23 protein-coding genes are annotated in these 25,633 nt (G+C 73.3%); 13 read left to right on the forward strand and 10 right to left on the reverse strand.

Going from position 1 to position 25,633, the window contains the following annotated elements:
• The first annotated feature begins 4 nt into the window (after positions 1-4).
• The 5 genes from ABZ312_RS21225 to ABZ312_RS21245 all read left to right on the forward strand — a co-directional run bounded on the left by ABZ312_RS21225 (position 5) and on the right by ABZ312_RS21245 (position 6,004).
• Positions 5-3,076, forward strand: a complete 3,072-nt coding sequence (locus ABZ312_RS21225) for a sarcosine oxidase subunit delta (RefSeq protein ID WP_500438477.1) — start codon at positions 5-7, stop codon at positions 3,074-3,076.
• Positions 3,069-3,662 (forward strand): sarcosine oxidase subunit gamma, encoded by a 594-nt coding sequence (locus ABZ312_RS21230; RefSeq protein WP_500323108.1) that lies wholly within the window; start codon positions 3,069-3,071, stop codon positions 3,660-3,662. The genes ABZ312_RS21225 and ABZ312_RS21230 overlap by 8 nt, the downstream gene beginning before the upstream one ends.
• Positions 3,663-3,723: 61 nt before the next feature.
• Positions 3,724-4,173, forward strand: a complete 450-nt coding sequence (locus ABZ312_RS21235) for an RrF2 family transcriptional regulator (RefSeq protein ID WP_500323110.1) — start codon at positions 3,724-3,726, stop codon at positions 4,171-4,173.
• Between the two features lie 89 nt (positions 4,174-4,262).
• Positions 4,263-5,465 carry a globin domain-containing protein gene (locus ABZ312_RS21240; RefSeq protein WP_500323111.1) on the forward strand — a complete coding sequence of 401 codons (1,203 nt, stop codon included), beginning with the start codon at positions 4,263-4,265 and terminating at the stop codon, positions 5,463-5,465.
• 17 nt (positions 5,466-5,482) lie between these two features.
• Entirely contained in the window at positions 5,483-6,004 is a 522-nt protein-coding gene (locus ABZ312_RS21245; RefSeq protein ID WP_500438479.1) for an NUDIX hydrolase, read from the forward strand.
• On the opposite strand, the gene ABZ312_RS21250 is transcribed toward ABZ312_RS21245, so the two are convergent.
• Positions 5,983-7,788, reverse strand: coding sequence for an AMP-dependent synthetase/ligase (locus ABZ312_RS21250; RefSeq protein WP_500357186.1), 1,806 nt, complete (start codon positions 7,786-7,788; stop codon positions 5,983-5,985). The two genes, ABZ312_RS21245 and ABZ312_RS21250, sit on opposite strands and share 22 nt — an antisense overlap.
• 212 nt (positions 7,789-8,000) lie before the next feature.
• On the opposite strand from ABZ312_RS21250, the gene panD reads away from it, so the two are divergent.
• Both panD and chvE read left to right on the forward strand, forming a co-directional pair.
• Positions 8,001-8,423, forward strand: coding sequence for an aspartate 1-decarboxylase (panD, locus tag ABZ312_RS21255; RefSeq protein WP_499515347.1), 423 nt, complete (start codon positions 8,001-8,003; stop codon positions 8,421-8,423).
• 274 nt (positions 8,424-8,697) lie between these two features.
• Positions 8,698-9,798 (forward strand): multiple monosaccharide ABC transporter substrate-binding protein, encoded by a 1,101-nt coding sequence (gene chvE, locus ABZ312_RS21260; RefSeq protein ID WP_500323116.1) that lies wholly within the window; start codon positions 8,698-8,700, stop codon positions 9,796-9,798.
• 78 nt (positions 9,799-9,876) lie between these two features.
• Here chvE and ABZ312_RS21265 read toward each other — a convergent pair whose 3' ends face one another.
• The 3 genes from ABZ312_RS21265 to ABZ312_RS21275 form a co-directional block, all read right to left on the reverse strand.
• Positions 9,877-10,881: a hypothetical protein gene (locus tag ABZ312_RS21265; protein WP_500438481.1), complete on the reverse strand. Its 1,005-nt coding sequence runs from the start codon at positions 10,879-10,881 to the stop codon at positions 9,877-9,879.
• 152 nt (positions 10,882-11,033) lie between these two features.
• Positions 11,034-11,840 carry a 4-hydroxy-tetrahydrodipicolinate reductase gene (gene dapB / locus ABZ312_RS21270; RefSeq protein WP_500323118.1) on the reverse strand — a complete coding sequence of 269 codons (807 nt, stop codon included), beginning with the start codon at positions 11,838-11,840 and terminating at the stop codon, positions 11,034-11,036.
• A 20-nt stretch (positions 11,841-11,860) separates the two neighbouring features.
• A complete protein-coding gene (locus ABZ312_RS21275) occupies positions 11,861-13,120 on the reverse strand; it encodes an FUSC family protein (protein ID WP_500323120.1) in 1,260 nt (419 codons plus the stop codon).
• A gap of 165 nt (positions 13,121-13,285) precedes the next feature.
• Between ABZ312_RS21275 and ABZ312_RS21280 the strand changes: the two genes are divergently transcribed.
• The 5 genes from ABZ312_RS21280 to ABZ312_RS21300 are packed head-to-tail and all read left to right on the forward strand — an operon-like array spanning position 13,286 to position 18,061.
• Positions 13,286-14,554 carry an ABC transporter substrate-binding protein gene (locus tag ABZ312_RS21280; RefSeq protein ID WP_500438483.1) on the forward strand — a complete coding sequence of 423 codons (1,269 nt, stop codon included), beginning with the start codon at positions 13,286-13,288 and terminating at the stop codon, positions 14,552-14,554.
• The gene (locus ABZ312_RS21285) at positions 14,551-15,435 is read left to right on the forward strand and encodes a carbohydrate ABC transporter permease (RefSeq protein WP_500323122.1); all 885 of its coding nucleotides are present in this window, start codon (positions 14,551-14,553) and stop codon (positions 15,433-15,435) included. The genes ABZ312_RS21280 and ABZ312_RS21285 overlap by 4 nt, the downstream gene beginning before the upstream one ends.
• Positions 15,432-16,271 (forward strand): carbohydrate ABC transporter permease, encoded by an 840-nt coding sequence (locus ABZ312_RS21290; RefSeq protein WP_500323123.1) that lies wholly within the window; start codon positions 15,432-15,434, stop codon positions 16,269-16,271. The genes ABZ312_RS21285 and ABZ312_RS21290 overlap by 4 nt, the downstream gene beginning before the upstream one ends.
• 10 nt (positions 16,272-16,281) lie before the next feature.
• Positions 16,282-17,490 (forward strand): ABC transporter ATP-binding protein, encoded by a 1,209-nt coding sequence (locus ABZ312_RS21295; RefSeq protein ID WP_500323125.1) that lies wholly within the window; start codon positions 16,282-16,284, stop codon positions 17,488-17,490.
• Between the two features lie 4 nt (positions 17,491-17,494).
• Positions 17,495-18,061 (forward strand): DedA family protein, encoded by a 567-nt coding sequence (locus tag ABZ312_RS21300; RefSeq protein ID WP_500438485.1) that lies wholly within the window; start codon positions 17,495-17,497, stop codon positions 18,059-18,061.
• 368 nt (positions 18,062-18,429) lie between these two features.
• Here ABZ312_RS21300 and ABZ312_RS21305 read toward each other — a convergent pair whose 3' ends face one another.
• The 4 genes from ABZ312_RS21305 to ABZ312_RS21320 form a co-directional block, all read right to left on the reverse strand.
• Positions 18,430-20,664, reverse strand: a complete 2,235-nt coding sequence (locus tag ABZ312_RS21305) for a xanthine dehydrogenase family protein molybdopterin-binding subunit (RefSeq protein WP_500438487.1) — start codon at positions 20,662-20,664, stop codon at positions 18,430-18,432.
• A complete protein-coding gene (locus ABZ312_RS21310) occupies positions 20,661-21,650 on the reverse strand; it encodes an FAD binding domain-containing protein (RefSeq protein ID WP_500323129.1) in 990 nt (329 codons plus the stop codon). Before ABZ312_RS21310 ends, ABZ312_RS21305 begins: the two co-directional genes overlap by 4 nt.
• A gap of 4 nt (positions 21,651-21,654) precedes the next feature.
• Positions 21,655-22,215 carry a (2Fe-2S)-binding protein gene (locus ABZ312_RS21315; protein WP_500438489.1) on the reverse strand — a complete coding sequence of 187 codons (561 nt, stop codon included), beginning with the start codon at positions 22,213-22,215 and terminating at the stop codon, positions 21,655-21,657.
• A 150-nt stretch (positions 22,216-22,365) separates the two neighbouring features.
• Entirely contained in the window at positions 22,366-22,905 is a 540-nt protein-coding gene (locus ABZ312_RS21320) for a CGNR zinc finger domain-containing protein (RefSeq protein ID WP_500323132.1), read from the reverse strand.
• Positions 22,906-23,000: 95 nt separating this feature from the next.
• On the opposite strand from ABZ312_RS21320, the gene ABZ312_RS21325 reads away from it, so the two are divergent.
• A complete protein-coding gene (locus ABZ312_RS21325; RefSeq protein WP_500323133.1) occupies positions 23,001-24,287 on the forward strand; it encodes an MFS transporter in 1,287 nt (428 codons plus the stop codon).
• Here the strand turns inward: ABZ312_RS21325 and ABZ312_RS21330 are convergent.
• Both ABZ312_RS21330 and ABZ312_RS21335 read right to left on the reverse strand, forming a co-directional pair.
• On the reverse strand, positions 24,284-24,991 hold the full coding sequence (locus ABZ312_RS21330) for a type 1 glutamine amidotransferase domain-containing protein (protein ID WP_500323134.1): 708 nt from the start codon (positions 24,989-24,991) through the stop codon (positions 24,284-24,286). The genes ABZ312_RS21325 and ABZ312_RS21330 overlap by 4 nt on opposite strands.
• A gap of 129 nt (positions 24,992-25,120) precedes the next feature.
• On the reverse strand, positions 25,121-25,570 hold the full coding sequence (locus ABZ312_RS21335; RefSeq protein WP_500323135.1) for a VOC family protein: 450 nt from the start codon (positions 25,568-25,570) through the stop codon (positions 25,121-25,123).
• Between the last annotated feature and the right edge of the window lie 63 nt (positions 25,571-25,633).

The following is a 25,633-nucleotide window of genomic DNA, read 5'->3' on the forward strand; positions in this document are numbered from 1 at the left end:
ATCGATGCTGCTCATCCCCTGCCCCTGGTGCGGGCCCCGCGACGAGGCCGAGTTCCACTACGGCGGTCAGGCGCACCTCGCCTACCCGCGCGACCCGGCGGCCCTGACGGACGAGGAGTGGGCCCGCCACCTCTTCTTCCGCGACAACCCCAAGGGTCCCTTCGCCGAACGCTGGATGCACACCGCGGGCTGCCGCCGCTGGTTCGACGCGGTGCGCGACACGGCGACGAACCGCTTCGTCACCGGCGCGTCCGCCCCGGACCTCGGCCCGGCACCGGACCTCGGCGAGGCCGCGTCCCCGCCCGCCGGCCCGACGCCGTCCCGCGCGCCGGCCGCCCCGGCCCCCTCCCTGCGGCCCGCGCGTGACCCGGCACAGCCCTTCCGGCTCGCCGAGGGCGGGCGGATCGACCGCGCCACGCCCCTGACGTTCACCTTCGACGGCACCACGTACACCGGCTACCGCGGGGACACCCTCGCCTCCGCGCTGCTCGCCCACGGGGTCGTCGCCACCGGTACCGGCATCAGGCTGGGGCGTCCGCGCGGCATCTTCTCCGCCGGGGTGGAGGAGCCCAACGCCCTGGTGCAGATCGAGTTCCCGTTCCCCGAACCGATGCTGCCCGCGACGACCGTCGAGCTGTACGACGGCCTCGTGGCGACCGGCCTGCCCGGTCGGGGCCGGCTCGCCACCGAGCCCGACCCGGCCCGCTACGACGCCGTCCACGCCCACTGCGACCTGCTGGTCGTCGGCGCGGGCCCCACCGGGCTCGCGGCGGCGGCCGCGGCGGCCGGCAGCGGGGCGCGGGTGATCCTCGCCGACGACCAGCCGGAACCGGGCGGCAGCCTGCTCGGCAGCGGACGGCACCTGGACTGGGCCGCGGAGACCGAGGCCCTCCTCGCCGCCGAACCCGGGATGCGCGTCCTGCGCCGTACGACGGTTTTCGGCCACTACGACGACAACCACGTCCTCGCCGTCGAGCGGCGCACGAACCACCTCGGCGCCGCCGCCCCCGCCCGCGTGTCCCGCGAACGCGTCCACCGCGTCCGCGCCCGCCGGGTCGTCCTCGCCACCGGCGCGCACGAGCGTTCGCTGGCCTTCCCCGACAACGACCGTCCCGGCGTCATGCTGGCCGGCGCGGCCCGCGCCTACGTCCGCCGCTACGGCGTCGTACCCGGGCGCCGGGCCGTCGTGTTCACCACCAACGACAGCACCGGCGACGTCGTGCGCGACCTGGCCGCCGCCGGCGTGGAGATCGCGGCGGTGGTCGACGCGCGCGACGGCGCGTACGTCACCGGCACCGAGGGGTCGGACCGGCTGACGGCCGTCCTGGTGGGCGACCGGCGGATCGAGGCCGACCTGCTGCTGGTCTCGGGCGGCTGGAACCCCGTGGGCCACCTCTACAGCCAGGCGGGCGGTGCCCTGCGGTACGACGGGGCCCTCGGCACCTTCATCCCGGTGCCCGGATCGACGCACCAGGCAGTGGAGTTCGCCGCCACACCCGCGGAGGGCGTGGCGGCCGCCGCCCGGGCGCTCGCGGCCGAGGGCTTCACGCCGGCGCGGCCCCTCGTCCCGCCGGCGGAGCCGGGACCCGGGCGCCCGCCGACCGCCCTCTTCGACGTCCCCGTCCCGGCCCCCGGCCCGCGCTTCGTCGACCTGCAGCGCGACGTCACCGTGGCCGACCTGGCGCGCGCGGCCGGTACGGGGATGCGCTCGGTGGAGCACACCAAGCGGTACACCACCGCGGGCACCGCGAACGACCAGGGGAAGACCTCCGGCGTCCTGGCCTCGGGCGTCGTCGCGGGCCTGCTCGGCGTGGAGGTGTCCGCGCTCGGCACGACGACGTACCGTCCCCCGTACGCGCCGGTGTCCTTCGCCGCGATCGCGGGCCGCGACCGGGGGGCGCTCCACGACCCGGTCCGGGTGACCGCGCTGCACGACCTCCACCTCGCCGGAGGCGCGGTCTTCGAGGACGTGGGGCAGTGGAAACGCCCCCGGTACTACCCGCGCCCCGGCGAGGACATGGCGGCGGCCGTCCTTCGCGAGTGCCGGGCCGCCCGCGAGGACGTGGCCTTCATGGACGCCTCGACCCTCGGCAAGATCGACGTCCAGGGCCCGGACGCGGCGGAGCTCCTGGACCGGCTCTACACCAACCTGATGTCCACCCTGCGCACGGGCATGATCCGCTACGGCGTCATGTGCCGCCAGGACGGCATGGTCTTCGACGACGGCACGGTCATCCGGCTCGCGGAGGACCGCTTCCTGGTCACGACGACCACGGGCAACGCCGCGGCCGTCCTGGACTGGATGGAGGAGTGGCTGCAGACCGAGTGGCCGGAACTGCGCGCCCATTGCACCTCGGTGACCGAGCAGTGGGCCACCGTCGCCCTCGTGGGCCCGCGCTCGCGCGAGGTGCTGGGCGCGCTCGCCCCCGGACTGGCCGTGGACAACGCCGACTTCCCCTTCATGGCCTGGCGCGACGCGACGGTGGCGGGGCTGCCGGCGAGGGTGTGCAGGATCAGCTTCTCCGGGGAGCTCGCGTACGAGATCAACGTATGGCCCTGGCGGGCGACGGCCCTGTGGGAGGCGGTGCGGGCCGCGGGCGCCACCCCGTACGGCACCGAGACGATGCACGTGCTGCGCGCCGAGAAGGGCTATCCGATCGTCGGCCAGGACACCGACGGCACGGTCACCCCGCAGGACCTCGGCATGGGCTGGGTCGTGTCGAAGAAGAAGCGCGACTTCATCGGCAAGCGGTCGCACGCCCGCACCGACACCGCACGCCCCGACCGCAAGCACCTCGTCGGCCTGCTGCCCGAGGACCCGGGCCTGCTGCTTCCGGAGGGCACCCACCTCGTCGCGGACCCGGTGCCGCCCGGACCGCCCGTCCCGGCGCTCGGCCACGTCAGTTCCAGCTACCGCAGTGCCGCCCTCGGCCGCACCTTCGCGCTCGCCCTGGTCAAGGGCGGCCGGGAGCGGGTGGGGGAGCGGCTGTACGCGCCCGTCGGCGACCGTCTGGTGCCCGTGACCGTCGCCTCCCCCGTCCTCTACGACCCCGAGGGGGCCCGCCGTGATGGCTGACACCGTCGCCCGGCTCAGTCCGCTGTCGGCCGCGGCCGGCCGGCTCGCCGCCGCGACCCGCGCCTCGGGAGGCGCCCTGCGCCTGGCCGAACTGCCCTTCCTCACGCAGATCGACCTGCGCCTGGACCCCGGGGGCCCGGCCGCCGAGGCCGCCGGGCTCGCCCTGGGCGCACCGCTGCCCCTGGAGCCCTGCACGGCCGTCCGCACCGGGGACCTGGCGGTCCTGTGGCTCGGCCCCGACCAGTGGCTGGTCGTCGGGCCGCCCGGCGCCCAGGAGGACTTGGAGGCCCGTCTGCGCAAGGCCGCGGGCGAGGCGCACGTCTCCGTCACCGACGTCTCCGCCCAGCGCACCACCTTGCTGGTCTCCGGCCCCCGCGCCCGCGACCTGCTGGCCCACGGCTGCTCGCTCGACCTGCACCCGCGGGCGTTCACCCCCGGCCGCTGCGCGCAGACCGCGCTGGCCCGCGCCCAGGTGGTGCTGGTGGCCAGGGAGGAGGTGCGGGCGGGCTTCTGGGTGCTGGTCCGCTCCTCCTTCGCCGGGTACCTCGCCGACTGGCTCCTGGACGCCGCCACGGAGTACGTGTGACGTGGGCCGCACGCCCCCCTCTTAACTTGAATCCCTGATGCGCATTATCTAGCCTCAAGGTATGCGCCTGACGAAGTCCACCGACCTCGCGCTCCGCGCGGTGATGGCCCTGTCCGTCAAGGACGAGCCGTCCACCGCCCGGGACGTGGCCGAGGCGATGCGGGTCCCGTACTCGCACCTGGCCAAGGTGGTGGCCCGGCTGCAGCACCTTGGGGTCGTCGAGACCCGCCGGGGGCGCGGCGGTGGCCTGGAGCTCACCGCCGCCGGGCGGACGGCCTCGGTCGGCCGCCTGGTGCGGGAGCTGGAGGGTGTCGGCGACGTCGTGGACTGCGAGGGCGAGACGCCCTGTCCGCTCGCCGGTGCCTGCCGGCTGCGTGGCGCGCTGCGCCGGGCGCAGGAGGCCTTCTACGCCTCCCTGGACCCGCTCACCGTCGCGGATCTGACCGCCGCGCCCACCGGACCCGTCCTGGTGGGGCTGGTCGGCTCCGGCCCGCCCGGTCCGCGGGGCTGACCCGGCCCGTCCGAACCGACCGCCCGCCGAGGGTGGGCCTTCGTACGTCCTTTAATGCGAGTATCAGATACCAATTAGGGAGCCCGTCCATGCTCAGCGAGAAGTCCGCAGCGACCGTCCGCGCCACCCTGCCCGCCGTCGGCGGCGCGATCTCCGAGATCACCGCGCTCTTCTACGACCGGCTCTTCGCCGCCCACCCCGAGTTGCTGAGGGACCTGTTCAACCGCGGCAACCAGGCGGCCGGCACGCAGCGCGAGGCGCTCGCCGGAGCCATCGCGCACTTCGCCACCGTCCTGGTCGAGCACCCCGGACAGCGCCCCGACGCGATGCTCTCCCGCATCGCCCACAAGCACGCGTCGCTCGGCATCACCCCGGGCCAGTACCACGTCGTGCAGGAGCACCTCTTCGCCGCCATCGCCGAAGTGCTGGGCGACGCCGTCACCGAGGAGGTCGCCGCCGCCTGGGACGAGGTCTACTGGCTGATGGCGAACGCCCTCATCGCCATCGAGCAGCGGCTGTACGCCGAGCACGGCGTCCTCGCCGGGGACACCTGGCGCCCCTGGGAGGTCGCCGGGAAGGTGCAGGAGACCGAGGACGTCGTCTCCCTCCGGCTCCGTCCCGCGGACGGCCTGCCGCTGCCCGACTTCGGCCCCGGCCAGTACGTTTCGGTGCGCGTCGAACTCCCCGACGGCGCCCGGCAGATCCGGCAGTACAGCCTCTCCGGCGCCCCCGGCGACACCACCCGGCAGATCACCGTCAAGCGCGAGCGCGGCGTCGCCGGGGACCCGGCCGGCGAAGTCTCAGGCCACCTCCACGACCACGTGGGTGAGGGCGCCCTGGTCGAGCTGTCGGCCCCCTACGGCGACATCGTCCTCCACGACGACGGCGGGCCCCTGCTGCTCGCCTCGGCCGGCATCGGCTGCACCCCGATGCTCGCCATGCTGCACCGGCTCGCCGGCGACGGCTACGGCGCCCCCGTGACCGTCGTCCACGGCGACCGCACGCCGCGGCACCACGCCCACGCCGCCGACCACCGCGCCCTGACCGAGAAGCTCCCCGGGGGCAGCGCCCACTTCTGGTACGAGGCCCCGGGCACCGACGCCGTCCCCGGCGACCGCACCGGCCGGGTCGACCTGTCAGGCGTCGACCTGCCGGACGGCCTGCGGGCCTACCTGTGCGGCCCGCTGCCCTTCATGCGCGCCGTGCGCAGCCAGCTCATCGAACGCGGCGTGCCCGCCGCGGACGTGCACTACGAGGTCTTCGGCCCCGACCTGTGGCTGGCCCGCGGCTGACCGGCCACACTGGTCGGATGACGGACAAGGCGGTCAAGCGCAGCGCGGGGATCCTGCTCTTCCGCGGCACCTCGCGCGGCGCGCCCGATGTGCTGCTGGCCCACATGGGCGGCCCGTTCTGGTCCTCCAAGGACGCCGGGGCCTGGACCATCCCCAAGGGCGAGTACGAGCCCGACGAGACCGCCGAGGCGGCCGCCCGGCGCGAGTTCCTGGAGGAACTGGGCCTGCCCGTGCCGCCGGGCGAGCTGCTGCCGCTCGGCGAGAACCTGCAGCCCAACGGGAAGGTCGTGACCGTCTGGGCGCTGGAGGGCGACTTCGACACCGGCCTCGTGGTGCCCGGGACCTTCTCCATGGAGTGGCCCCGGGGCTCGGGCCGGGTCCGGGAGTTCCCCGAGGTCGACCGGGCCGCGTGGTTCCCGCTCGGCCCGGCCGCCCACGGGAAGATCCTCTCCGCCCAGCGGACGTTCCTCGACCGGCTGTGCCGGCTGCTCGACGGGGGCGGCGCCGGCGGAGCCGGTCAGGGGGCCGGAGAGGCGTAGATCGACTCGATCTGCGCCGCGTACTCGCTGACGATCGTGTTCCTGCGGAGCTTCAGCGAGGGCGTCAGCATCCCGTTCTCCACCGAGAACTCGTGCGGCAGGATGCGGAACGCCCGGATCGACTCGGCCCGCGAGACCGCCGCGTTGGCCATCGACACCGCGCGCTGGACCTCGGCGTGCACGTCCGGCTCGGCCATCGCGGTCCGCAGCTGGACGGCCTCCCGGTCCAGGGTGATCAACGCCGCGACGAAGGGCCTGTTGTCGCCGACCACGATGCACTGCGAGACCAGCGGGTGCGCGCGCAGCCGCTCCTCCAGCACCAGCGGCGCCACGCTCTTGCCGCCGCTGGTGATGATGATGTCCTTCTTCCGCCCGGTGATCGTCAGGTACCCGTCCGGGTCGAGCGAGCCCATGTCGCCGGTGGCCATCCAGCCGCCGCGGCGCCACACCTCGTGGTTCGCGACCGGGTCGGCGTGGTAGCCGGCGAAGACCGTCGTCCCCCGCACCAGCACCTCGCCGTCCGGTGCGATCCGCACCGCGCTGCCCGGCAGCGGCCGGCCCACGGTGCCGAAGCGCACCTTCCCCAGCGGCTGCGCGGTCACCGCGGCCGTGGTCTCGGTCAGCCCGTACCCGTCGTAGATGGTGAGCCCGGCACCCGCGAACAGCAGCGCCAGTTCCCGGCTGAGCGGGGACCCGCCCGAGACGGTGTAGTGCACGCGCCCGCCCAGCACGTCCCGGATCCGCCCGTAGACCATCCGGTCGAACGCCGAGTGCGCCGCCCGCAGCAGCGGTCCCGGCCCCGGACCCGAGCCCAGCGCGTGCCGCTCCACGGCCTCGGCGTAGCGCACCGCCACGTCCGCCGCCCGGTCGAAGACATGGGCCTTGTCGCCGCGGGCGGCGGTGTTCCGCGCGCCCTGGATGATCTTCTCGTAGACGTACGGGACGGCGAGCAGGATGGTCGGCCGGAAGGAACGGAACGCCGGGAGGAGTTCGCCCGGCGTCAGGTCGGGCTGGTGACCGAGCAGCACGCCCCCGCGCACCGCGCAGGTGGTCACCATCAGCCCGTAGATGTGCGACATGGGCAGGAACGCCAGCACCGACGGCCGCACCCCCGGCGGGGCGAAGATCGAGCCGTACCCGGCCAGCAGCGTGTCGCACTCGGCGGCGAGGTTGGCGTGGGTGATCAGGCAGCCCCTGGGCGGCCCCGTGGTGCCCGAGGTGTAGGCGATCACCGCCACCGACTGCGGCTCGACCGCCCAGCGCAACTGGTCGAGCATCACCGGGTGGACCTGCCGGCCCAGCGCCGCCAGCCACGGGACGCACCCCGCGTCCAGCTGCCAGATCCGGCGCAGCGCGGGCAGCGTGTCGCAGACGGCGCCCACCGTCATGGCGTGGTCCTCGTGCTCGACGACGACCGCGACCGCCCCGGAGTCGGCGAGGATCCAGCGGACCTGCTCGGCCGAGGAGGTGGGATAGACGGGGACGATCCGGGCGCCCACCGACCACAGCGCGTAGGAGAACAGCGTCCACTCGTACCGGGTGCGGGCCATCACCGCCACCGGCTCGCCGAAGCGGACACCGTCCGCCACCAGACCGCGGGCCAGTTCGGCCACCTCGTCGCGGAAGGCCGCGGCGCCGACCTCCTGCCAGCGATCGCCCTCGTGCCCCTCGCGCCGGGCCAGGACGGCCGAGTCCGGGCGCCTGTCGGCCGCGTCGTACACCGAGTCGGCGAGTCCCCCCGACCGCAGTTGCTCCGCCCGGGGCGGAAGGCTGAACTCGCGCACGGCGCCCCTTCCCCGAGCCTGTGCCACGCCGCGGCGAGGCGGCAGGCAGGGAAGATATCCGGCTATTGGTCCACGTGCCTAGAGGTGGGGCGGAAGCGGCAGTCACTGACGCGAACGGGTACCTCGGGGCCGGTGGTTCGCGCCGACTACCATGGCCTTATCAGGCGCGTACCCCGACCGGGACGCGACCGTCCGCATCAGGAGTGTGAGCCGTGCTGCGCACCATGTTCAAGTCCAAGGTCCACCGTGCCACCGTGACCGAGGCCGACCTGCACTACGTCGGCTCCGTCACCGTAGACGCCGATCTGATGGACGCCGCCGACCTGTTGCCCGGCGAGCTGGTCCACATCGTGGACATCACCAACGGCGCCCGACTGGAGACCTACGTCATCGAGGGCCGCCGCGGCTCCGGGGTGATCGGCATCAACGGTGCCGCCGCGCACCTGGTGCACCCCGGCGACCTGGTCATCCTGATCAGCTACGCGCAGGTCGACGACGCGGAGGCCCGCGCGCTGCGGCCGCGGGTGGTGCACGTCGACGCCGACAACAGGATCGTCGCGCTGGGCGCCGACGCCTCCGAGCCGGTCCCCGGGAGCGGAACCCAGGCGAGCCCGAACGCGGTGCCGGTCGGCTGAACGTCCGTACGAGTGGCTGTGCTATTGTCCGGATCCAACTTCGAGGTATCCGTCCAGGTGGGGTCCGGTGGTCACGGGCCTCGCCGGGACCGGGAGCGTGGCGTGCTGCCGTCGTCCTCCCACAGCATTCCTCGGGCCTGACGCATCAGCAGTTCACCGGGCTCCGGCGGATCGCTGGGCTGCCACGGATCTCCGTGACGGGCCCGGACACTGTCGCTCTCGGGGGTGGGCGATGAGAGCACACTTTTGTTCGGCCCGAAAGGAACTGAGTCCCATGCACGCTGGCAGAACTGCCAGGCTGCGTACCGTGTCCCTGGTGGTCCTCACCTTCTCCCTGACGGCAGCGGCCACCGGCTGCGGCGGCGATTCGGGCGGGCAGGGCGGCGAAGTCACGGTGGGCATCGCCCTTCCCACCAAGAAGCAGACCCGCTGGATCGCCGACGGCGACAACATGTCCAAGCTGTTCAAGGCCCAGGGGTACAAGACCGACCTGCAGTACGCCGACGACAAGGTCAACACGCAGGTCGACCAGGTCGAGGCGATGATCGACCGGGGCGACAAGCTCCTGATCATCGGAGCGGTCGACGGATTCGAGCTCGGCGACGCCCTCCAGAAGGCGTCGAGGGCGGGTGTCAAGGTCATCGCCTACGACCGCCTCCTGCTGGGCTCCAGCAACGTCGACTACTACGCGAGCTTCAACAACACCCAGGTCGGCACGATCCAGGGCAAGTACATCGAGCAGAAGCTCGGGTTGAAGTCCGGCAACGGGCCCTACAACCTCGAGGTCTTCGCCGGCGACCCCGACGACAACAACGCCTCGTTCTTCTTCAAGGGCGCGATGGACGTCCTCCAGGACTACATCGACAAGGGCCAGCTGGTCGTGAAGAGCGACCAGACCCGCCTGAGCCAGGTGGCGACGTTCCACTGGGACGCGGCGATCGCCACCGAGACGATGGCGACCCGGCTGAAGAACCACTACAAGGGCAGCTCCACCGTGGACGCCGTCCTCGCCCCCAACGACGGCATCGCCCGCGGCGTCATCCAGGCGCTGAAGGCCGCCGGCTACGGCACCACGGCCAAGCCGATGCCGGTCATCACCGGCCAGGACGCCGAGGTCGACTCGGTGAAGGAGATCATCAAGGGCGAGCAGTCCATGACGGTCTACAAGGACACCCGCAAGCTCGCGGCCCGCGCGGTCCAGATGGCCCAGGACATCCTCAGCGGCAGGCGGCCTGAGATCAACGACAACTCGACGTACGACAACGGCAACAAGGTCGTGCCGTCGTACCTGATCTCCCCGGTCGGCGTCGACAAGCTCAACTACGAGAAGCTGCTGGTCAAGAGCGGCTACATCAACGCGTCCGACCTCGGCTGACGCAAAGCGCACGTACGCGGGGCCGGGAGGAACACAACGTTCCTCCCGGCCCTCGTCGTACCCGGCGGCAGCCCCGCGTCAGATGAGCACGTTCAGCGAACCCGAGCTGTACAGGCCGCCGTAGCCGCGGCCGGACTTGTCACCGAACCCGTAGTCGAAGTCGTTGTGGCCCTTGCCGAGACCGAGGGCGTGGACGCCGTTGCCGAACCCAACGCCATAGCCATAGCTCACGCTGTACTTGTAGCTGAAGCTGAACCGGTAGCCGTGCTTGTTGCACTGCTTCTTGTGGTGCTTCTTGTACTTCTTGTGGTGGCCCTTGTCGTGGCCCTTTCCACCCTTGTTGCCCTTCTTGCCCTTGTTGTCCTTTCCGCTCTTGCCCTTGCTGCCCTTGCTGCTGCCCTTCCCGTTGTTGTCGTCCTTGTCCTTGTAGGTCGCGTTGTCTCCGTTGTCGCTGTTGTTCCCGTTGCCGCCCTTACCGCCTCCCTTTCCGCCCTTGCCCCCGCCGTTGTCGTTGCCGTTGTCGTCATCGTCGTCGTCGCCGTTGTCGCCGCCGCGACCGCTGGCGCCGTTGTCGTTCCAGTCGGAACGGCCGCCCCCGCCCCCGCCCCCGCCGCGGCCGTTGTCGCCGTAGCCGCCGTCGTCGTCGCCGTTGCCCCGGCCTCCGCCACCGCTGCCGCCGCGGCCGTTGTCGCCGTAGCCGCCGTCGTCGTCGCCGTTGCCCCGGCCTCCGCCACCGCCGCCCCCGCCACCGCTGCCGCCGCGGCCGTTGTCGCCGTAGCCGCCGTCGTCGTCGCCGTTGTCCCCGCCTCCGCCTCCGCCCCCGCCGCCGCGGCCGTTGCCGCCGCCTCCGCCGCGGCCACTGTCGCTGTCGCCGTAGCCGTTGTTCCCGTTGTCCCCGCCGTTGTCGCCGTAGCCGTTGTCGTCGTCGCCGTAGTCGTCGCTGCCCTTGCTGTAGGAGCCGTTCCCGCCGTCGTCGCTGGCCGCCGTGGCGACGGCGCTGCCGGTCGAGGCGGCCAAGAGGCCGGTGGCAAGAAGTCCGGTCGCGACGCCGAGAGCGGTGCGGCGCATCAGACTGGTTCGCATGAGTGTCCTTCCTTCGGACGGGTGGCGGACGGCGGTCGCCGCCGCCCCTGCGATCCAGTCGTACGTCGCGCGGTCAACGGCCGCCCGTCGAGCGGAGCGTCCGGGCGACAGCGTGGCCAAGGAAGTGACGCAGTGCCACGAGGTACGGAACGTCAGTCCCCGCTGAGCAACAGCGTGTCGAGACCGCGTACCAGACCCCGGCGTGTCGCGGCCGCGCGAGCGGCGAGCAGGGTCCCCGCGACGTAGGGGGCGGGGGAGGTGCCCGCCTCGTGACGGATCACCAGGCGCTCGTCGGGCAGCCCGAACTGTGCCTCCACGGCGAGGGTGTAGCCCGGCAACCGCAGTGAGTGGACCTGCGTGCCCGCGATCGACGCGCCGCGGGCCTCGGGGTGTCCCGCCGTGCGTCCCGGGTCGACGGCGTACTCGGGCCGCCGTACGGCGCCCAGTTGTTCGGCGAGTTCGCGTGCGGTGCCGCTGGGGGCGTCGGGCTTGGTCGCGGAGGCGTAGTCGAGGATCTCCCAGTGCGGCAGGTGACGGGCGGCCAGCCGGGCGCAGGCCTGCGCCATGGCCGCGGTCAGCGAGAAGTTCCCCGAGGCCACCACGCCGACACCGTGCTCCTCGGCCAGCGCGGCGATCTCCTCGTAGTCCGCGCCGGACAGGCCCGACGAGCCGACCACGACGTTGACCCCGCGGACCACGGCGGTGCGCACATGACGCCCGACCGCGGTGTGCGAGGTGTAGTCGATCAGCACGTCCACGCCGTCCAGAGCGTCGTCGACCGTGCTGAAGACGGGCACCCCGAGTTCCGGACCGCCCCACACCGCCCCGAGGTCCGCGCCGGCCGCCGACCGAGCCACCGCCGTCCGCAGCCGCAGGTCCCCGGAGTCCAGGACGGCGCGCGCGACCGCCTCCCCGGTCCAGCCGGTCGCCCCGGCGACGCACACGTTCAGCAGGTCCATCCCACCAGCATGAGGCATGATCACCGTCCTTCCCGCCCGGAACCGGTCCCACCGGGGGACCTCAGGCGCAGCCGGGCGGCGGCGGAGCGGGCCTGACGGCGCATCCGGCCGGGCAGCGTCGTCGAGTGCGGCGCGGCGGCGACGAGCTGCTCCGACAGCCACAGCGAGCGCTTCTCCAGGTCCAGCTCGTCCAGCAGCCGGTCGATGTTGGCCAGCAGCGCCCCGTACAGGTCCCAGCTCTCCCAGCGCCGTTCCGTCTCCGCCCGCAGCAGCGCCGCGATCCGGTCCCGTTCCTCCCGGCCGCGCCGCAGCGCGTCCTCCAGCCGGGCCTCCGCCTGGTCCGCGCCCTCCGTGACCTGGGCGGCGATCAGCCGGCCGTAGCTGTCGACGGCGTCGGCCATGTCGGCGAACAACTCGTCGATGCCGGAGGCGAGCTCGCCGGTGAACAGCGGCTCCCGCGCGCCGCGCTCGCGGTCCAGCTCCGTCAGCGAGCGGCACAGCGTCCGCAGCAGCACGGTCGACACCTCCAGGGTGTCCAGCCCGCTGCGCAGGAGGAGCCGGGCCATCGCGCCCTCCGCCGGTTTCACCCGCGGGTTGAGCCGGGTCCCCTCCTCCGCCCTGCGCAGCGAGGCGTCGAACCGTGCGATCTCGTTGTCCAGCCGGCGTGCGTCCATCAGCCAGGAGCGGGCCTGCCCGGCGGTGGCGCCGTCGCGCACCTCCCGCCCCATACGGAGCATCAGCGCCCGCATGTGCTCGGCCAGCTCCCGCACCGCGTCACCGGCCGGCTCCACGAAGGCGGGGGGCGGCACGACGACGTTCAGCAGCACCCCGACGACCGCCCCGACCAGGGTCTCCAGGATGCGGTCCAGCGCCTCGCCGGAGGGGGCGGGGACGGCCAGGATGAGCATCGCGCTGATCGCCACCTCGGCCACGAACTCGTCCACGCGGATGAAGTGACCGATCACCAGCGACGCCAGGATGATCAGCCCGAGGCTCCACCAGGTCAGCCCGATCAGCTCCGCGAAGCCGACCGCGATGAGGACGCCCGCCACCACGCTGACCACCCGTCGGACGCCCGTGGTCACCGTCGTGTAGAGCGTCACCTGCACCACGAGCAGGGCCGTCAGCGGAGCCGTCAGCGGCGCGGGGTTGGGCAGCAGCCAGACGGCCACGGCGTACGACAGCACCGCGGCCACGGTGGAGCGCACCGTCTGCACGACGATCGGGTCGTTGTTGCGCCGCAGGAGGTCGGAGAGCGGGGCGGGGAGGACGCCGGGCACCCTGCCAGTCTCCCCACGCGCGGGACGCCGGCACCGGTCGGCGGCACGGGTTGCGCCGACCGCGTGAATACCCGGCCCCGACACGCCCCTGAGGCACCGTCGGCGGCCGCGGCGGGGGCTTCATGGTCCGGGCCGAGTGTGTCCGAGCAGGGGAGCGAGGTGCCTATGGCGTGCGCGGTACGGCGCTCCGGGGCCCTTGCCGCGGTGGTCGTCCTCGCGGCCGCCGCGGTCGCGTGCGGCGGCGCGTCGCGGACGTCCGGACGGGCGACGCTCGACTGGTACAACTTCCCCGACGACTCCGGGGCGCTCCAGCAGGCCGCCGACCGCTGCAGCCGTGCCTCCGGCGGACGCTACGTCATCCGCTACAACAAGCTCCCCCGGACGGCGGACGGCCAGCGGCAGCAACTCGTACGCCGGCTGGCCGCACACGACCCCGCGCTCGACGTCCTCGGCCTGGACGTCACCTGGGCCCCGGAATTCGCCGAGGCCGGCTGGATCCGCCCGTGGACGGGCGACCGGCGCGCCGAGGCCGTCCGGGACACCCTCGCCGCGCCGCTGCGGACGGCCACGTGGAAGGGCCGCCTCTACGCCGTCCCGTACAACACCAACGTCCAGCTGCTGTGGTACCGGTCGGACCTCGTGCCGGAGCCGCCCACGACCTGGGCCGGGATGCTCGATGCGGCCCGCGCCCTGGCGAAGGCCGGCAAGCCCCACCGGATCGAGGTCCAGGGCGCCCAGTACGAGGGGCTCACCGTCTGGTTCAACACGCTCGTAGCCAGCGCCGGCGGGTCGATCCTCAACGCCGACGCGACCGCGCCCTCGCTCGGCGCGCCCGCGGTGCGGGCCGCGGGCATCATGCGCGACCTGGCGGTCTCGCCCGCCGCCGACCCGTCGCTGCCCAACCAGACGGAGGACCAGAACAGGCTGGCCATGGAGTCCGGCACCGCCGCCTTCCAGCTGAACTACCCCTTCGTGTATCCGGCGATGAAGGCCGACAACCCCGAGCTGTTCCGGCACTTCCGGTGGGCCCGCTACCCGCGGGTCGACGCCGGCCGTCCCGCGCGGGTCACCATCGGCGGGATCGACCTCGCCGTCGGCGCCTACAGCCGCCGGCCCGCCCTCGCCTTCGAGGCGGCGCTGTGCCTGCGCGACCGCGACAACCAGCGGACCGCCGCGCTGCGGGGCGGCCTGCCGCCGACCCTGCGCGGCCTCTACGACGATCCCCGGATCAAACGCAGCTACCCCTTCGCGCAGGACATCCTCGCCGAGCTGGAGAACGCCGCCCTGCGGCCGCAGACCCCCGCCTACCAGAACGTGTCCATCGCGGTGGCCCACACCCTGTCACCACCCGCCGCCATCCGGCCGGCCGAGTCCGTCCGGGACCTGCGGGGGCAGATCGAGGACGCCCTGCAGTCCAAGGGGCTGGTCCCGTGACGCGGCTCTCGGAGGGCGCCCGCCAGGAGCGGCGGCTGGGCTGGCTGCTCTGCGCCCCCGCCGTGGTCGTCATGCTCGTCGTGACGGCCTACCCCGTGTTCTACGCCGTCTACCTGTCCCTGCACCGCTACGACCTGCGCTTCCCCCAGCTGGCCCGTTTCGTGGGCCTGGACAACTACGCCGCGGTCCTGAGCTCCGGGTTCTGGTGGGAGGCCTTCTGGGTGACCTGCCTGATCACGGTGGTGTCCGTCGCGGTGGAACTGGCCCTCGGCATGGGCCTGGCCGTCGTCATGCACCGGGCGGTCCTCGGCCGCTCCGCGGTGCGCACCGCGATCCTGCTGCCGTACGGCATCGTGACCGTCGTCGCCGCCTTCTCCTGGCAGTACGCCTGGACCCCCGGCATCGGCTACCTCGTCGACGCGGCGGGACAGGCCCCGCTGACCGACCACTGGAAGGCCATCGGACTGATCATCCTGGCCGAGGTCTGGAAGACCACGCCCTTCATGGCGCTGCTGCTGCTCGCCGGGCTGGCCCTGGTGCCCGAGGAGACCCTGCGCGCGGCCATGGTCGACGGCGCCGGCCGCTGGCAGCGCTTCCGGCTGGTCACGCTGCCGCTGATGAAGCCCGCCATCCTGGTGGCGCTGCTGTTCCGCACCCTCGACGCGTTCCGGATCTTCGACAACATCTACGTGCTCACGCAGGGCTCCAACGGCACGGGCTCGGTGTCGATCCTCGGCTACGACAACCTCTTCACGGCGCTGAACCTCGGCATCGGCTCGGCGATCTCGGTGCTGATCTTCGTGTGCGTGGCGGTCATCGCCTTCGCCTTCATCCGGCTGTTCGGCACGGCCGCCCCCGGATCGGAGGACAGCGGACGATGAGCACGAGCCCGGCGCAGCGGCGGCGGATCGCCCGCTGGAGCGTCGTCAACACCGTCGTGGTGCTGTACGCGCTGTTCCCGGTGTGGTGGATCGTCGCCCTGTCCTTCAAGGCCCCCGCCACCCTCTCCGACGGCAGCTTCGTCCCCCGTACGTGGACGCTGGAGAACTACCGGGGCATCTTCGCGACCTCCGAGTTCACCCGCGCGCTGGTCAACTCCATCGGGATCGCCCTGATCTCCACCGTCGTCGCCGTCACGCTGGGCACCATGGCCGCCTACGCTGTGGCCCGGCTGCGCTTCCCCGGCAAAGGGCTGCTGATCGGGACCTCGCTGCTGATCGCGATGTTCCCGCCGATCTCCCTGGTGTCGCCGCTGTTCAACATCGAGCGCTTCCTCGGACTGTTCGACACGTGGGCCGGGCTGATCATCCCGTACATGACCTTCTCGCTGCCGCTGGCGATCTACACGCTGTCGGCGTTCTTCCGCGAGATCCCCTGGGACCTGGAGAAGGCGGCCAAGGTCGACGGGGCGACCCCGGCCCAGGCCTTCCGGCTGGTCATCGCACCGCTCGCGGCGCCTGGGGTGTTCACCACGGCGATCCTGGTCTTCATCTTCTGCTGGAACGACTTCCTGTTCGCGATCTCCCTCACCTCCACCACCACCGCCCGCACCGTGCCGGCGGCGATCGCGTTCTTCACCGGCAGCTCCCAGTTCCAGCAGCCCACCGGCTCGATCGCCGCGGCCGCCGTGGTCATCACCGTCCCGATCGTCGTCTTCGTGCTGCTGTTCCAGCGGCGCATCGTGGCCGGACTCACCTCCGGCGCAGTGAAGGGCTGAAGGACCGCACATGGCCGAGATCACCCTCGACGGCGTCACCAAGCGCTACCCCGACGGCGCGGTCGCCGTCCGCGACGTCAGCCTCGCCATCGGGGACGGCGAGTTCGTGATCCTCGTGGGGCCGTCAGGCTGCGGCAAGTCCACCACCCTCAACATGATCGCCGGGCTGGAGGACATCACCGAGGGCACCCTGCGCATCGGCGGGCAGGTCGTCAACGACAAGGCCCCCAAGGACCGCGACATCGCCATGGTCTTCCAGAGCTACGCCCTCTACCCCCACATGACCGTCCGCCAGAACATGGGCTTCGCCCTGCGGCTGGCCGGCGTGGACAAGGCCGTCATCAAGGAGAAGGTCGAGGAGGCCGCCCGGGTCCTGGACCTCACCGGCCACCTCGACCGCAAGCCCGCCAACCTCTCCGGCGGGCAGCGCCAGCGCGTCGCCATGGGCCGGGCCATTGTCCGCGAGCCCAAGGCCTTCCTGATGGACGAGCCGCTCTCCAACCTCGACGCCAAGCTGCGGGTCCAGATGCGCACCCAGATCGCCCGGCTGCAGCGGCGCCTGGGCACCACCACGGTGTACGTCACGCACGACCAGACCGAGGCCATGACCCTCGGCGACCGTGTCGTCGTGATGCGCGGCGGCGTCGTCCAGCAGACCGGCTCGCCGCAGGAACTGTACGACCGGCCGCGCAACCTCTTCGTCGCCGGGTTCATCGGCTCGCCCGCGATGAACTTCCTGCCCGCCGCCGTGGAGGAGGACCGGTTGCGCACCCCCCTCGGCGACCTGCCGCTCGACGACCGCCTCCGCACCGCCCTGGCACGCCACGACGCACCGCGCGAGGTCATCGCGGGCTTCCGGCCCGAGCACTTCGAGGACGCCGCGCTCGTCGACCCCGGCCGTGGCGGCGCCACGGTCACCGTCACCGTCGACGTCCGCGAGTCCCTCGGCTCCGACGTCTACGTCCACGTCGCCCAGGAGGGCGGCGCGGCCGCCGCGGCCGCCGCGGAGCAACTGGCGGAGCTCGCTGCCGACTCCGGGCTCGCCGACACCGGCGCCGGCGGCCCCGAGGTCGTCGCCCGGCTCTCCGCCAGGACCCGGGCCCGCGAGGGCGAACGCCTGCGGCTGTGGCTGGACACCGCACAGGCCCAGGTCTTCGACCCGGCCACCGGCGACAACCTCACGCTCCCCGAACGCCCCGGCGACACGACCGCGGGGTGAGCGCATGGCCCCGGCCACCGTCCCGCCGCCGCTGCCCGGCCCCCTCGCGCACCTCGCCCCGCTCCTCGACGACTGGGGCTACCTGGCGGTCGGCGTCCTCGTCCTGCTCGACAACTGCGGCATCCCCGTACCCGGGCAGACCGTCCTCGTCGTCGCGGCCGCCTACGCGGGCACCGGCCGGATGGACATCGCCGGCGTCGTCGTGGTCGCCGTCGCCGCGGCCGTCGCGGGCGACTGCCTCGGCTACCTCATCGGCCGCATCGGCGGCCGCGCCTTCGTCCACCGCTGGGGCCGCTACGTCCTGCTCACCCCGGAACGCTTCGTGCGCGGCGAGGAGTTCTTCGCCCGCCGCGGCGACCTCGTCGTCCTCCTCGCCCGGTTCGTCGACGTCCTGCGCCAGACCAACGGCATCATCGCCGGCACCGCCGGCATGCCCTGGTGGCGCTTCCTGCTCTGCAACACCCTCGGTGCGATCCTCTGGGTCGGCGTGTGGGCCTCCCTCGCCTACGCCGCCGGCGCCCGCCTCGGCCCCCTCTACGCCTGGCTCACCCGCTTCCGCTCTACGCCCTGATCGCCGTGGCCCTCCTCGCCGCCGCCCTGACCGCCCGCCACATCCGCCGCCGCCGCATCCGCCGCCGCGACGCCGGTCCCTGAGGGGTCCTCACGCCCCGTCGCGGGCCATCAGCGTCGCCAGTCCGGCTCCGGTACGCGGACACCCCGTGCGGCTGCCCGTTGCTCAAGGAGGCCGGCGGAGCGGGACGGTCATGCAGGGCGCGTCTCGCCGGTTCGCCGTTGCGTACTCCCACCTTCGGGCAACGTCCGTCCCAGGACCAGGGCTTCGGCCGCGGGCGGCGGGGTCGGCGCGGTGCGAGGCCGCGCGTGGGGGCTCGGCCCCGCCACCTGCCGCCCGTGGGCGTGGTGCCCGGGGCCCGGCGGGGGCTAGAGCAGGTCCTCGATGGTGATCGGCAACTTGCGGACGCGGCGGCCCGTGGCGTGGTGGACGGCGTTGGCGATGGCGGCGCCGGCGCCGACCTGGCCGATCTCGCCGACGCCTTTGACGCCGAGGGGGTTGACGACGGTGTCCTCGACCTCGACGAGCTCGACGTCGACGTCCGGCACGTCCGCGTTGACGGCGACCAGGTAGTCGCCGAGGCTCGACGCCGCCCAGCGGCCGGTGCGGGCCTCCATGTGGTTGGCCTCGAGGAGGGCCTGGCCCAGTCCCCAGATCATGCCGCCGGTGAGCTGGCTGCGGGCGGTCTTGGGGTTGAGGACCCGCCCGGGGGCGAAGGCGCCGACCATGCGGCGGACCCGGACGAGGCCCAGGTCGGCGTCGACGGCGACCTCGGCGAACTGGGCGCCGAAGGTCATCAGGGCGTGCCCGTTCGCGCCGGCGTCGGGGGTCCAGGAGCCCAGGGCCTCCATGTCGGGGAGGAACTGCCGGTGCATCATATCGGCGTAGGTCTCACCGGTGCCGGGGTCGTCCCGGAGCACCATGCGGCCGTCCTGGACCTCGACGGCCTCGGGGGCCGCGCCGTGCAGCGGCGACTCCGCGTCCGCGACCGCCCGCGCGACGAGCGCGTCGCGCAGGGTGGTGGCCGCGGTGTGGACGGCCGCGCTGATCATGCCCGCCCCGGCCGAGCCGACGGCCGCGGCGATCTGGGGGAAGGCGGTGTCGCCGTTCTCGAAGCGGCACCGCCCGGCCGGCAGGCCGAGGGCGTCGGCGGCGACCTGCGTCATGGCCGTGGCCACGCCGGTGCCGAAGTCGGGGGTGGCCGCCTGCACCAGGGCGGTCCCGTCGGCGTAGAGGCGGGCGCGGGCGCGCTGCGGGGTGACGGGCTGGGCGACGGGGTAGCCGGCGCTGGCCATGCCCGTGCCGATCAGCCAGTGCCCTTCACTCCGGGAGCGCGGTCGCGGATCGCGGTCCGCCCAGCCGAAACGCTCCGCGCCGCGGCGGTAGCACTCCTCCAGCCCCCAGCTCGACCACGGGTCGCCCGTGCCGGGGTCGGTCGCCGTGATGTTGCGCAGCCGCAGTTCCAGCGGGTCCATCCCGAGGCGCTCGGCGAGCTCGTCCATCGCGCACTCCATGGCGAACATGCCCGAGGCCTCGCCCGGCGCGCGCATGAAGGTCGGCGTCATGGTGTTCGCGCGGAACAGCCGGTACTCGCCCTCGTAGTGGGGGCACCCGTAGATCTGCGAGGCGACGCCCAGGGAGGGTTCGGCCCACTCGTCGAAGTGCGAGGTGGGGGAGAGCTTGTGGTGGCGCAGCGCGGTGAGCCGCCCGTCCCCGGCCGCCGCGAGCGTGATCGTCTGCTCCTGCTCCTCGCGGTGTCCCATCGAGGTGAACATCTGCTCGCGGGTCAGTGCCAGTTTCACCGGGCGGCCCACCTGCCGGGCGGCGATCGCGGCGAGGGCCGGATGGTGCCAGATCATGGCCTTGCCGCCGAAGCTGCCGCCCGTGTAGTGCCCGATGACCCGCACCCGGGAGACCGGCAGGCCGAGCAGCGCGGCGACCGTCTGCTGGGTGGAGGTGATGCCCTGCGTCGCGTCCCAGAGGGTGAGTTCGTTGCCCTCCCAGGACGCGGTGGTCGCCGGCGGCTCGAGGGGGTTGTGGTTGTTGGCGGCGTAGGTGAAGGTGACGTCGAGCCGTACGTCGGCCTCGTCGATGCCCTTGCGCAGGTCGCCCCGGCTCATGCGGCCCGGTATGAAGCCGCCGAAGATCGCCTCGGGCACGTGGGCCCGGTCCCGGCCCTGGTCGAGGGTGGTGACGGAGGGCTCCTCCGCGTACCGCACGTGCAGCAGGCTCGCCGCGTGCTGGGCCCGTTCGTGCGTGTCGGCGACGACGACGGCGATGTGCTGGCCCGCGTAGTGGACGACGTCGTCCTGCAGGGGGAAGAAGGTCTGGCCGGGCGCCGCCGTCCCCGCCAGGGAGGGGATCAGCGGCGGCTGCGCCGCGATGGGCGGGGTGTTCTCGTGGGTGAGGACGGCGAGGACGCCCTCTGCGGCCTCGGCCTCGCCCGCGTCGATCGAGGTGATCCGCCCGCAGGCGATGTGGGCCCCGACGAGCGCGGCGTACGCCATGCCGGGGAGCGGGACCTCCGCCGAGTACCGTGCAGAGCCGGTGACCTTGGGGCGGCCGTCGACACGGTCCATGGGCTGCCCGACGGCCGGGCTCATGACGGGCTCCCGGTGAGGGTCCCGAGCGCGCGGACCACGGCCCGGCAGGCGAGTTCGACCTTGAACGCGTTCATCGCCGTGGGCCGTGCCGCGGCCAGTTCGACCCGCGCGGCCTCGTGGAAGTTCTCCGGGATCGCCGGGGCCCCGAGCAGGAACTCCTCGGCGCGTCCGGCCCGCCAGGGCCGGGTGCCCACCCCGCCGAGCGCGAGGCGGACGTCCAGCACCAGCCCGTCCGCCAGCGCCAGCGCGGCCGCCACCGAGACCAGGGCGAACTCGTACGACTCGCGGTCCCTGACCTTCAGGTAGGTGGAACGACGGGCGATCGGCACCGAGGGCACCTCGATCACGGTGATCAGCTCGCCGTGCTCCAGCGGGTGCTCCCGGTCCGGGGTGTCGCCGGGCAGCAGGAAGAACTCGTCGAAGGAGTAGGAGCGTTCGCCGCCGGGCCCCTGGGTCCGGATCCTCGCGCCCAGCGCCGCCAGGGCCACGGCCACGTCCGAGGGGTGGGCTGCGATGCAGTGCGCGCTCGTGCCGAGGACGGCGTGCCCGCGGCTCGTCCCCTCGATCGCCGAGCAACCGCTGCCGGGTACGCGCTTGTTGCAGGGTGACGCGGAGTCACGGAAGTAGCCGCACCGCACGCGCTGCATCATGTTGCCGCCCATGGAGGCCATGTTGCGCAACTGCGCCGAGGCGCCGAGCTCCAGCGCCTGGGCGACGAGCGGGAAGCGCTCCCGTACGACGGGCGCCTGCGCGACCTGGCTCATCCGGGCCAGCGCGCCGATCCGCAGCGAGCCGTCGGGCATGCCCTCCACGCCGGTCAGGGGGAGGTCGTTGATGTCGACGAGCCGTCGCGGCGTGAGCACGTTCTGCCGCAGCAGGTCGACCTCCGTGGTGCCGCCGGCCAGGAAGTGGCTCTGCGGGTCGGCGGTGACGGCCGCGATGGCGTCCGCCGTGCCGGTGGCGCGGGTGTAGCTGATGGGCCGCACGGTGTCACGCTCCGCTGCCGGTTCCGGGATCGGTGTCCGGTCCCGCATCGCGCACCGCGCGGATCGCCGCACGGATGTTGGGGTACGCGGCGCAGCGGCAGATGTTGCCGCTCATCCACTCCTTGATCTCGGCGTCGTCCGAGGCGTGCCCCTCCCGCAGCAGCGCCACCGCCGACATGATCTGCCCCGGGGTGCAGTAGCCGCACTGGAAGGCGTCCTGCGCGATGAACGCCTCCTGCATCGGGTCGAGCCGACCCTCCCGCGCGAGGCCCTCGATCGTGGTGACCTCGTGGCCCTCGCACGCGATGGCGAGCGTCAGGCAGCCCAGTACGCGCCGCCCGTCCACGAACACCGTGCAGGCCCCACAGGTGCCCTGGTCACAGCCCTTCTTGGCGCCGGTCAGCCGGAGGTGCTCGCGGAGCGCGTCGAGCAGGCTCACCCGGGGCTCGATGTCCACCGCCCGCCGTTCCCCGTTGACGTGCAAGGTGACCGGGACGGGGTCCGGGCCGCGCTCCGGCAGTACGCCGGATTCCGCCGCGGTGTTCGCCGAAACATGTGAGGACACCGGTCCACCTCCAGATCGGTCTCCCTTTCATGCTGTTTCGCCCGTCAACGACCCGCAACCGGGATCATGCCCCCGCGCGGCGGCACAGGGGGCGGACCGGATCGCCGGGCCGTGCCCGGGCGCCCCCGGCTCCGGGTCCTCGCGGGGCGGCTACCGCTGCCGGGCCGCGTACGCCCGTGCCTTGTTGCGGTTGCCGCACACGCGCATCGAGCACCAGCGGCGGCTGCGGTTCTTGGAGACGTCCCAGAAGACCCAGCCGCAGGTGTGCTCGGCGCAGCGCTTGAGGCGCGCCGCGTCGCCGGTGGTCACCAGCGCGCTCCAGGCCAGGGCGATGCGGGCGAGCGCCCCTTCCACGGGCGGCAGCCCCGGCGCGGGGGACAGTACGGGCCGGTCCCCGCCGACCGCGACGTGGACGGGCAGCCCCCGCAGCACCTCGTCGGCGGCCGCGACGGCCCCGGGGTCGGGGGTGTCGCCGACGTTGGCGCCCAGCACCTCGCGGATGCCGGCCCGCAGGCGCAGGGCGCGGTCGTGCTCGCCGGGCGTGACCGGCGTGCCGTCGTCGAGCAGGCCGCGGGAGGCGAGGAAGGCGGACAACCGGTCCGGCGCGGCCAGGTCGTCCGTGCCGATGTCGAGGTCGACGGTGTTGGCGAAGGCCTCCACCAGGACGGCGGCGGGCGGGGGTTCGAGCACGGGGCACCTCCTGTCGCCGAAGTCTACCGGCTATCGTGAACGGCGGTTAGAATCACCGGCGGAGCCGATAGCCGGTTAGTGTAGGGGGAGTTCACATGGGGGACCGCGCCCGCGTCACGCCGGTGAAGGAAGGCACCGCCCCGGCGGCCGACTCCGCGACCGCGCCGCCGACGGTCCTCCGGGGCACCCGCAACACGGCCGTGCTGGTCGGCTTCACCGCGGTCACCAATCTCGCCGACGGGGTGACCAAGATGGCGCTGCCCCTGCTCGCGGCGCGGGCCTCCGGCTCGCCGCTGCAGGTCACGGCGGTATCCCTGATGCTCACCCTGCCCTGGCTGCTGGTCGCCCTCCCCGTGGGCGTCCTGGTGGACCGCCGGGACCGCCGGGGGCTGCTGTGGGCCGCGGGCGGCGTGCGGATGGCGGCCGTGGCCTGCCTCCTCGCGGCGGCGGCCGGCGGCGGGCTCGGCATCGGGGTGCTCTGCGCGGCCGGTGCCGTCCTCGGCGTCGCGGAGGTGGTGGCGCTGACGGCGGAGGCGGCGCTCGTACCGTCCGTGGTGCCCCCGGCCGGGCGTGAACGCGCCAACGCGTGGATCACCGGCGCCGAGACCGTGTGCAACGAGTTCTGCGGCCCCCTGGTCGGCGGGGTGCTGATCGCCGTGGGCACCGGGTTCGCGCTCGGCGCGACCTGGGTCGCGTACGCGCTCGCCTCCCTCGCCCTGTTCCTGCTCGCCGGGCGGGTGGCCGGGGCACGCGGCACGGGCGCGGTGGCGGACCGCGCCCCCGCCGCCGTCCGCACGCAGATCGCCGAGGGCCTGTGCCACGTGTGGCGGCACGACCTGCTGCGCACCCTCTCGCTGGTCCTCACCGTCCTGTGCTCCTGCTGGGGCGCGTGGCTGGCGCTGATGCCCCTGCACGCGACCCACACGATGGGCCTGGACGCCGGGCGGTACGGGCTGCTGCTGAGCGCCCTCGGCGTGGGCGGGCTGACCGGCGCGCTCACCGTCGGCCGGGTCAACCGGCTGCTGGGCCGCCGCGGCGCGATGTCCGCCGACATCGCCGGCACCGCCGCGATGATGGCGCTGCCCGCGCTGACCACCGCCTTCTGGCCGGTGGCCGCCGGCGCCTTCCTCGGCGGCATGGGCGGCACCCTGTGGGCGGTCAACGCCCGCACGATCGCCCAGGACATCGTGCCGGAGCACATGATGGGCCGCTACAGCGCCGTCAGCAGACTGTTCAGCTGGGGCGCCATGCCGCTCGGCGCCACCCTGGCCGGCGTACTGGCCGAACTCGGCGGCCCCCGGCTGGTGTTCGCGGTCCTCGCCGTCGTCGCGGCCGCGGCGCTCGTCCCCTTCCTACGGATCGCCGCCCCGGCGCGTGCCTAACGCTGAGCGTCTTCCAGCTGTCGGACGACCGCCTCCGCGACCGCGCGGGCGCTGCCGGGGTTCTGACCGGTGATCAGCCGCCCGTCCTCGACGACGTAGGCGTCGAACGGCCGCCTGGCCGTGGAGTAGTCGGCGCCGAGCTTCGTCAGCTCCTCCTGGAGGCTGTAGGGCACCGCCTCGGCCCGGTGGGCGAGTTCCTCCTCGGGCCACGAGAACCCGGTCACCCGCCTGCCCCGGACCAGCGGTTCTCCGCTGCTCAGCGTCACGTTGAGCAGCCCCGTCGCGCCGTGGCAGACTGTGGACACGATCCGGCCCGACTCGTAGAACCTGGCCATCAGGGCCTCCAGTTCCCGGCTCTGCGGGAAGTCGAACATCACGCCGTGGCCGCCGGTGAGGTAAATGGCGTCGTAGTCCTCGAGGTTCACGTCGGTGATCGGCAACGTGTCCTCGAGGAGGTCCATGTACGCGCGGTCGGCGTAGTGCCTGCCGGTGCCGAGCTCCCCCAGCACCTCGTGGGAGAGGCTCTCCGGGTCGAGGGGGACCTTGCCGCCGGCCGGACTGGCGATGTCCATGGAGTAGCCGTCCTGCTCGACCACGTCCCAGAAGTGTGTCAGTTCCCCGAGCCACAGCCCGGTGCGCATGCCGACCTTCTCGTACTCGTCGACGTTGGTCACGATGACCAGGATCTTCTTGGTCGCAGGCATGCCACTGCCCTCATTCCCTGCGGGATTCGGTGCTCGTCGCGGCGGTCGACACCGCTGTGGCACCCCGTCGGTTCGAGCCTAAATGCGCCATTTGGGGCAGGCAAGGCGGTCCGGCGGGCCGGGCACCGGCTACGCCACGCAGAACTCGTTCCCCTCCGGGTCCTGCATCACCACCCCGTAGTGGTCCACGCCCGGTTGGGCGAGCACGCGCAGTCGGGAGGCCCCCGCCGCCACCAGCCGGCCGACCTCGGCCTCGACCCGCTCCCTGCGGGTCTCCAGGGGCACCTCGGCCCGCCGGCCGCCCACCTTGACGTCGAGGTGCAGCCGGTTCTTGACCACCTTGCCCTCGGGCACCTGCTGGAACCAGATCCGGGGCCCGTCACCCTCCGGGTCCACGATGGAGTCGCAGCACTCCCCGTCGCCGAGCTCCTCCTCCGGCACGCCGACGGAGAGCCAGTACTCCCGCCAGGTGGGGAAGCCGTCCGGGGCGTCCTCCATCCGGTAGCGCAGCGCGTCCGCCCAGAAGCGCGCCTGCGCCCCGGGATCCGCGCAGTCGATCGTCAGCTGGAACGCGACCATGGTGTGCCTCCGTCGAATGGGCCCGCCCGGTGCTTTGCACCGGTGGGGCCCATGCTGCCCGAC

It is taken from the genome of Streptomyces sp. NPDC006207 (genome assembly GCF_040613835.1).
Classification (GTDB): domain Bacteria; phylum Actinomycetota; class Actinomycetes; order Streptomycetales; family Streptomycetaceae; genus Actinacidiphila.

Excerpts from the sequence above, each read along its gene's own strand:
- ABZ312_RS21235 (WP_500323110.1), top strand. The coding sequence starts at position 3,724 with ATGCGCCTGACGAAGTCCACCGACCTCGCGCTCCGCGCGGTGATGGCC.
- ABZ312_RS21265 (WP_500438481.1), bottom strand. The coding sequence starts at position 10,881 with ATGCGAACCAGTCTGATGCGCCGCACCGCTCTCGGCGTCGCGACCGGA.
- dapB (WP_500323118.1), bottom strand. The coding sequence starts at position 11,840 with ATGGACCTGCTGAACGTGTGCGTCGCCGGGGCGACCGGCTGGACCGGG.
- ABZ312_RS21330 (WP_500323134.1), bottom strand. The coding sequence starts at position 24,991 with ATGCCTGCGACCAAGAAGATCCTGGTCATCGTGACCAACGTCGACGAG.
- ABZ312_RS21280 (WP_500438483.1), top strand. The coding sequence starts at position 13,286 with ATGGCGTGCGCGGTACGGCGCTCCGGGGCCCTTGCCGCGGTGGTCGTC.
- ABZ312_RS21225 (WP_500438477.1), top strand. The coding sequence starts at position 5 with ATGCTGCTCATCCCCTGCCCCTGGTGCGGGCCCCGCGACGAGGCCGAG.
- ABZ312_RS21335 (WP_500323135.1), bottom strand. The coding sequence starts at position 25,570 with ATGGTCGCGTTCCAGCTGACGATCGACTGCGCGGATCCCGGGGCGCAG.
- ABZ312_RS21230 (WP_500323108.1), top strand. The coding sequence starts at position 3,069 with ATGGCTGACACCGTCGCCCGGCTCAGTCCGCTGTCGGCCGCGGCCGGC.
- ABZ312_RS21245 (WP_500438479.1), top strand. The coding sequence starts at position 5,483 with ATGACGGACAAGGCGGTCAAGCGCAGCGCGGGGATCCTGCTCTTCCGC.
- ABZ312_RS21325 (WP_500323133.1), top strand. The coding sequence starts at position 23,001 with ATGGGGGACCGCGCCCGCGTCACGCCGGTGAAGGAAGGCACCGCCCCG.
- ABZ312_RS21295 (WP_500323125.1), top strand. The coding sequence starts at position 16,282 with ATGGCCGAGATCACCCTCGACGGCGTCACCAAGCGCTACCCCGACGGC.
- ABZ312_RS21305 (WP_500438487.1), bottom strand. The coding sequence starts at position 20,664 with ATGAGCCCGGCCGTCGGGCAGCCCATGGACCGTGTCGACGGCCGCCCC.
- ABZ312_RS21300 (WP_500438485.1), top strand. The coding sequence starts at position 17,495 with ATGGCCCCGGCCACCGTCCCGCCGCCGCTGCCCGGCCCCCTCGCGCAC.
- chvE (WP_500323116.1), top strand. The coding sequence starts at position 8,698 with ATGCACGCTGGCAGAACTGCCAGGCTGCGTACCGTGTCCCTGGTGGTC.
- ABZ312_RS21290 (WP_500323123.1), top strand. The coding sequence starts at position 15,432 with ATGAGCACGAGCCCGGCGCAGCGGCGGCGGATCGCCCGCTGGAGCGTC.
- ABZ312_RS21240 (WP_500323111.1), top strand. The coding sequence starts at position 4,263 with ATGCTCAGCGAGAAGTCCGCAGCGACCGTCCGCGCCACCCTGCCCGCC.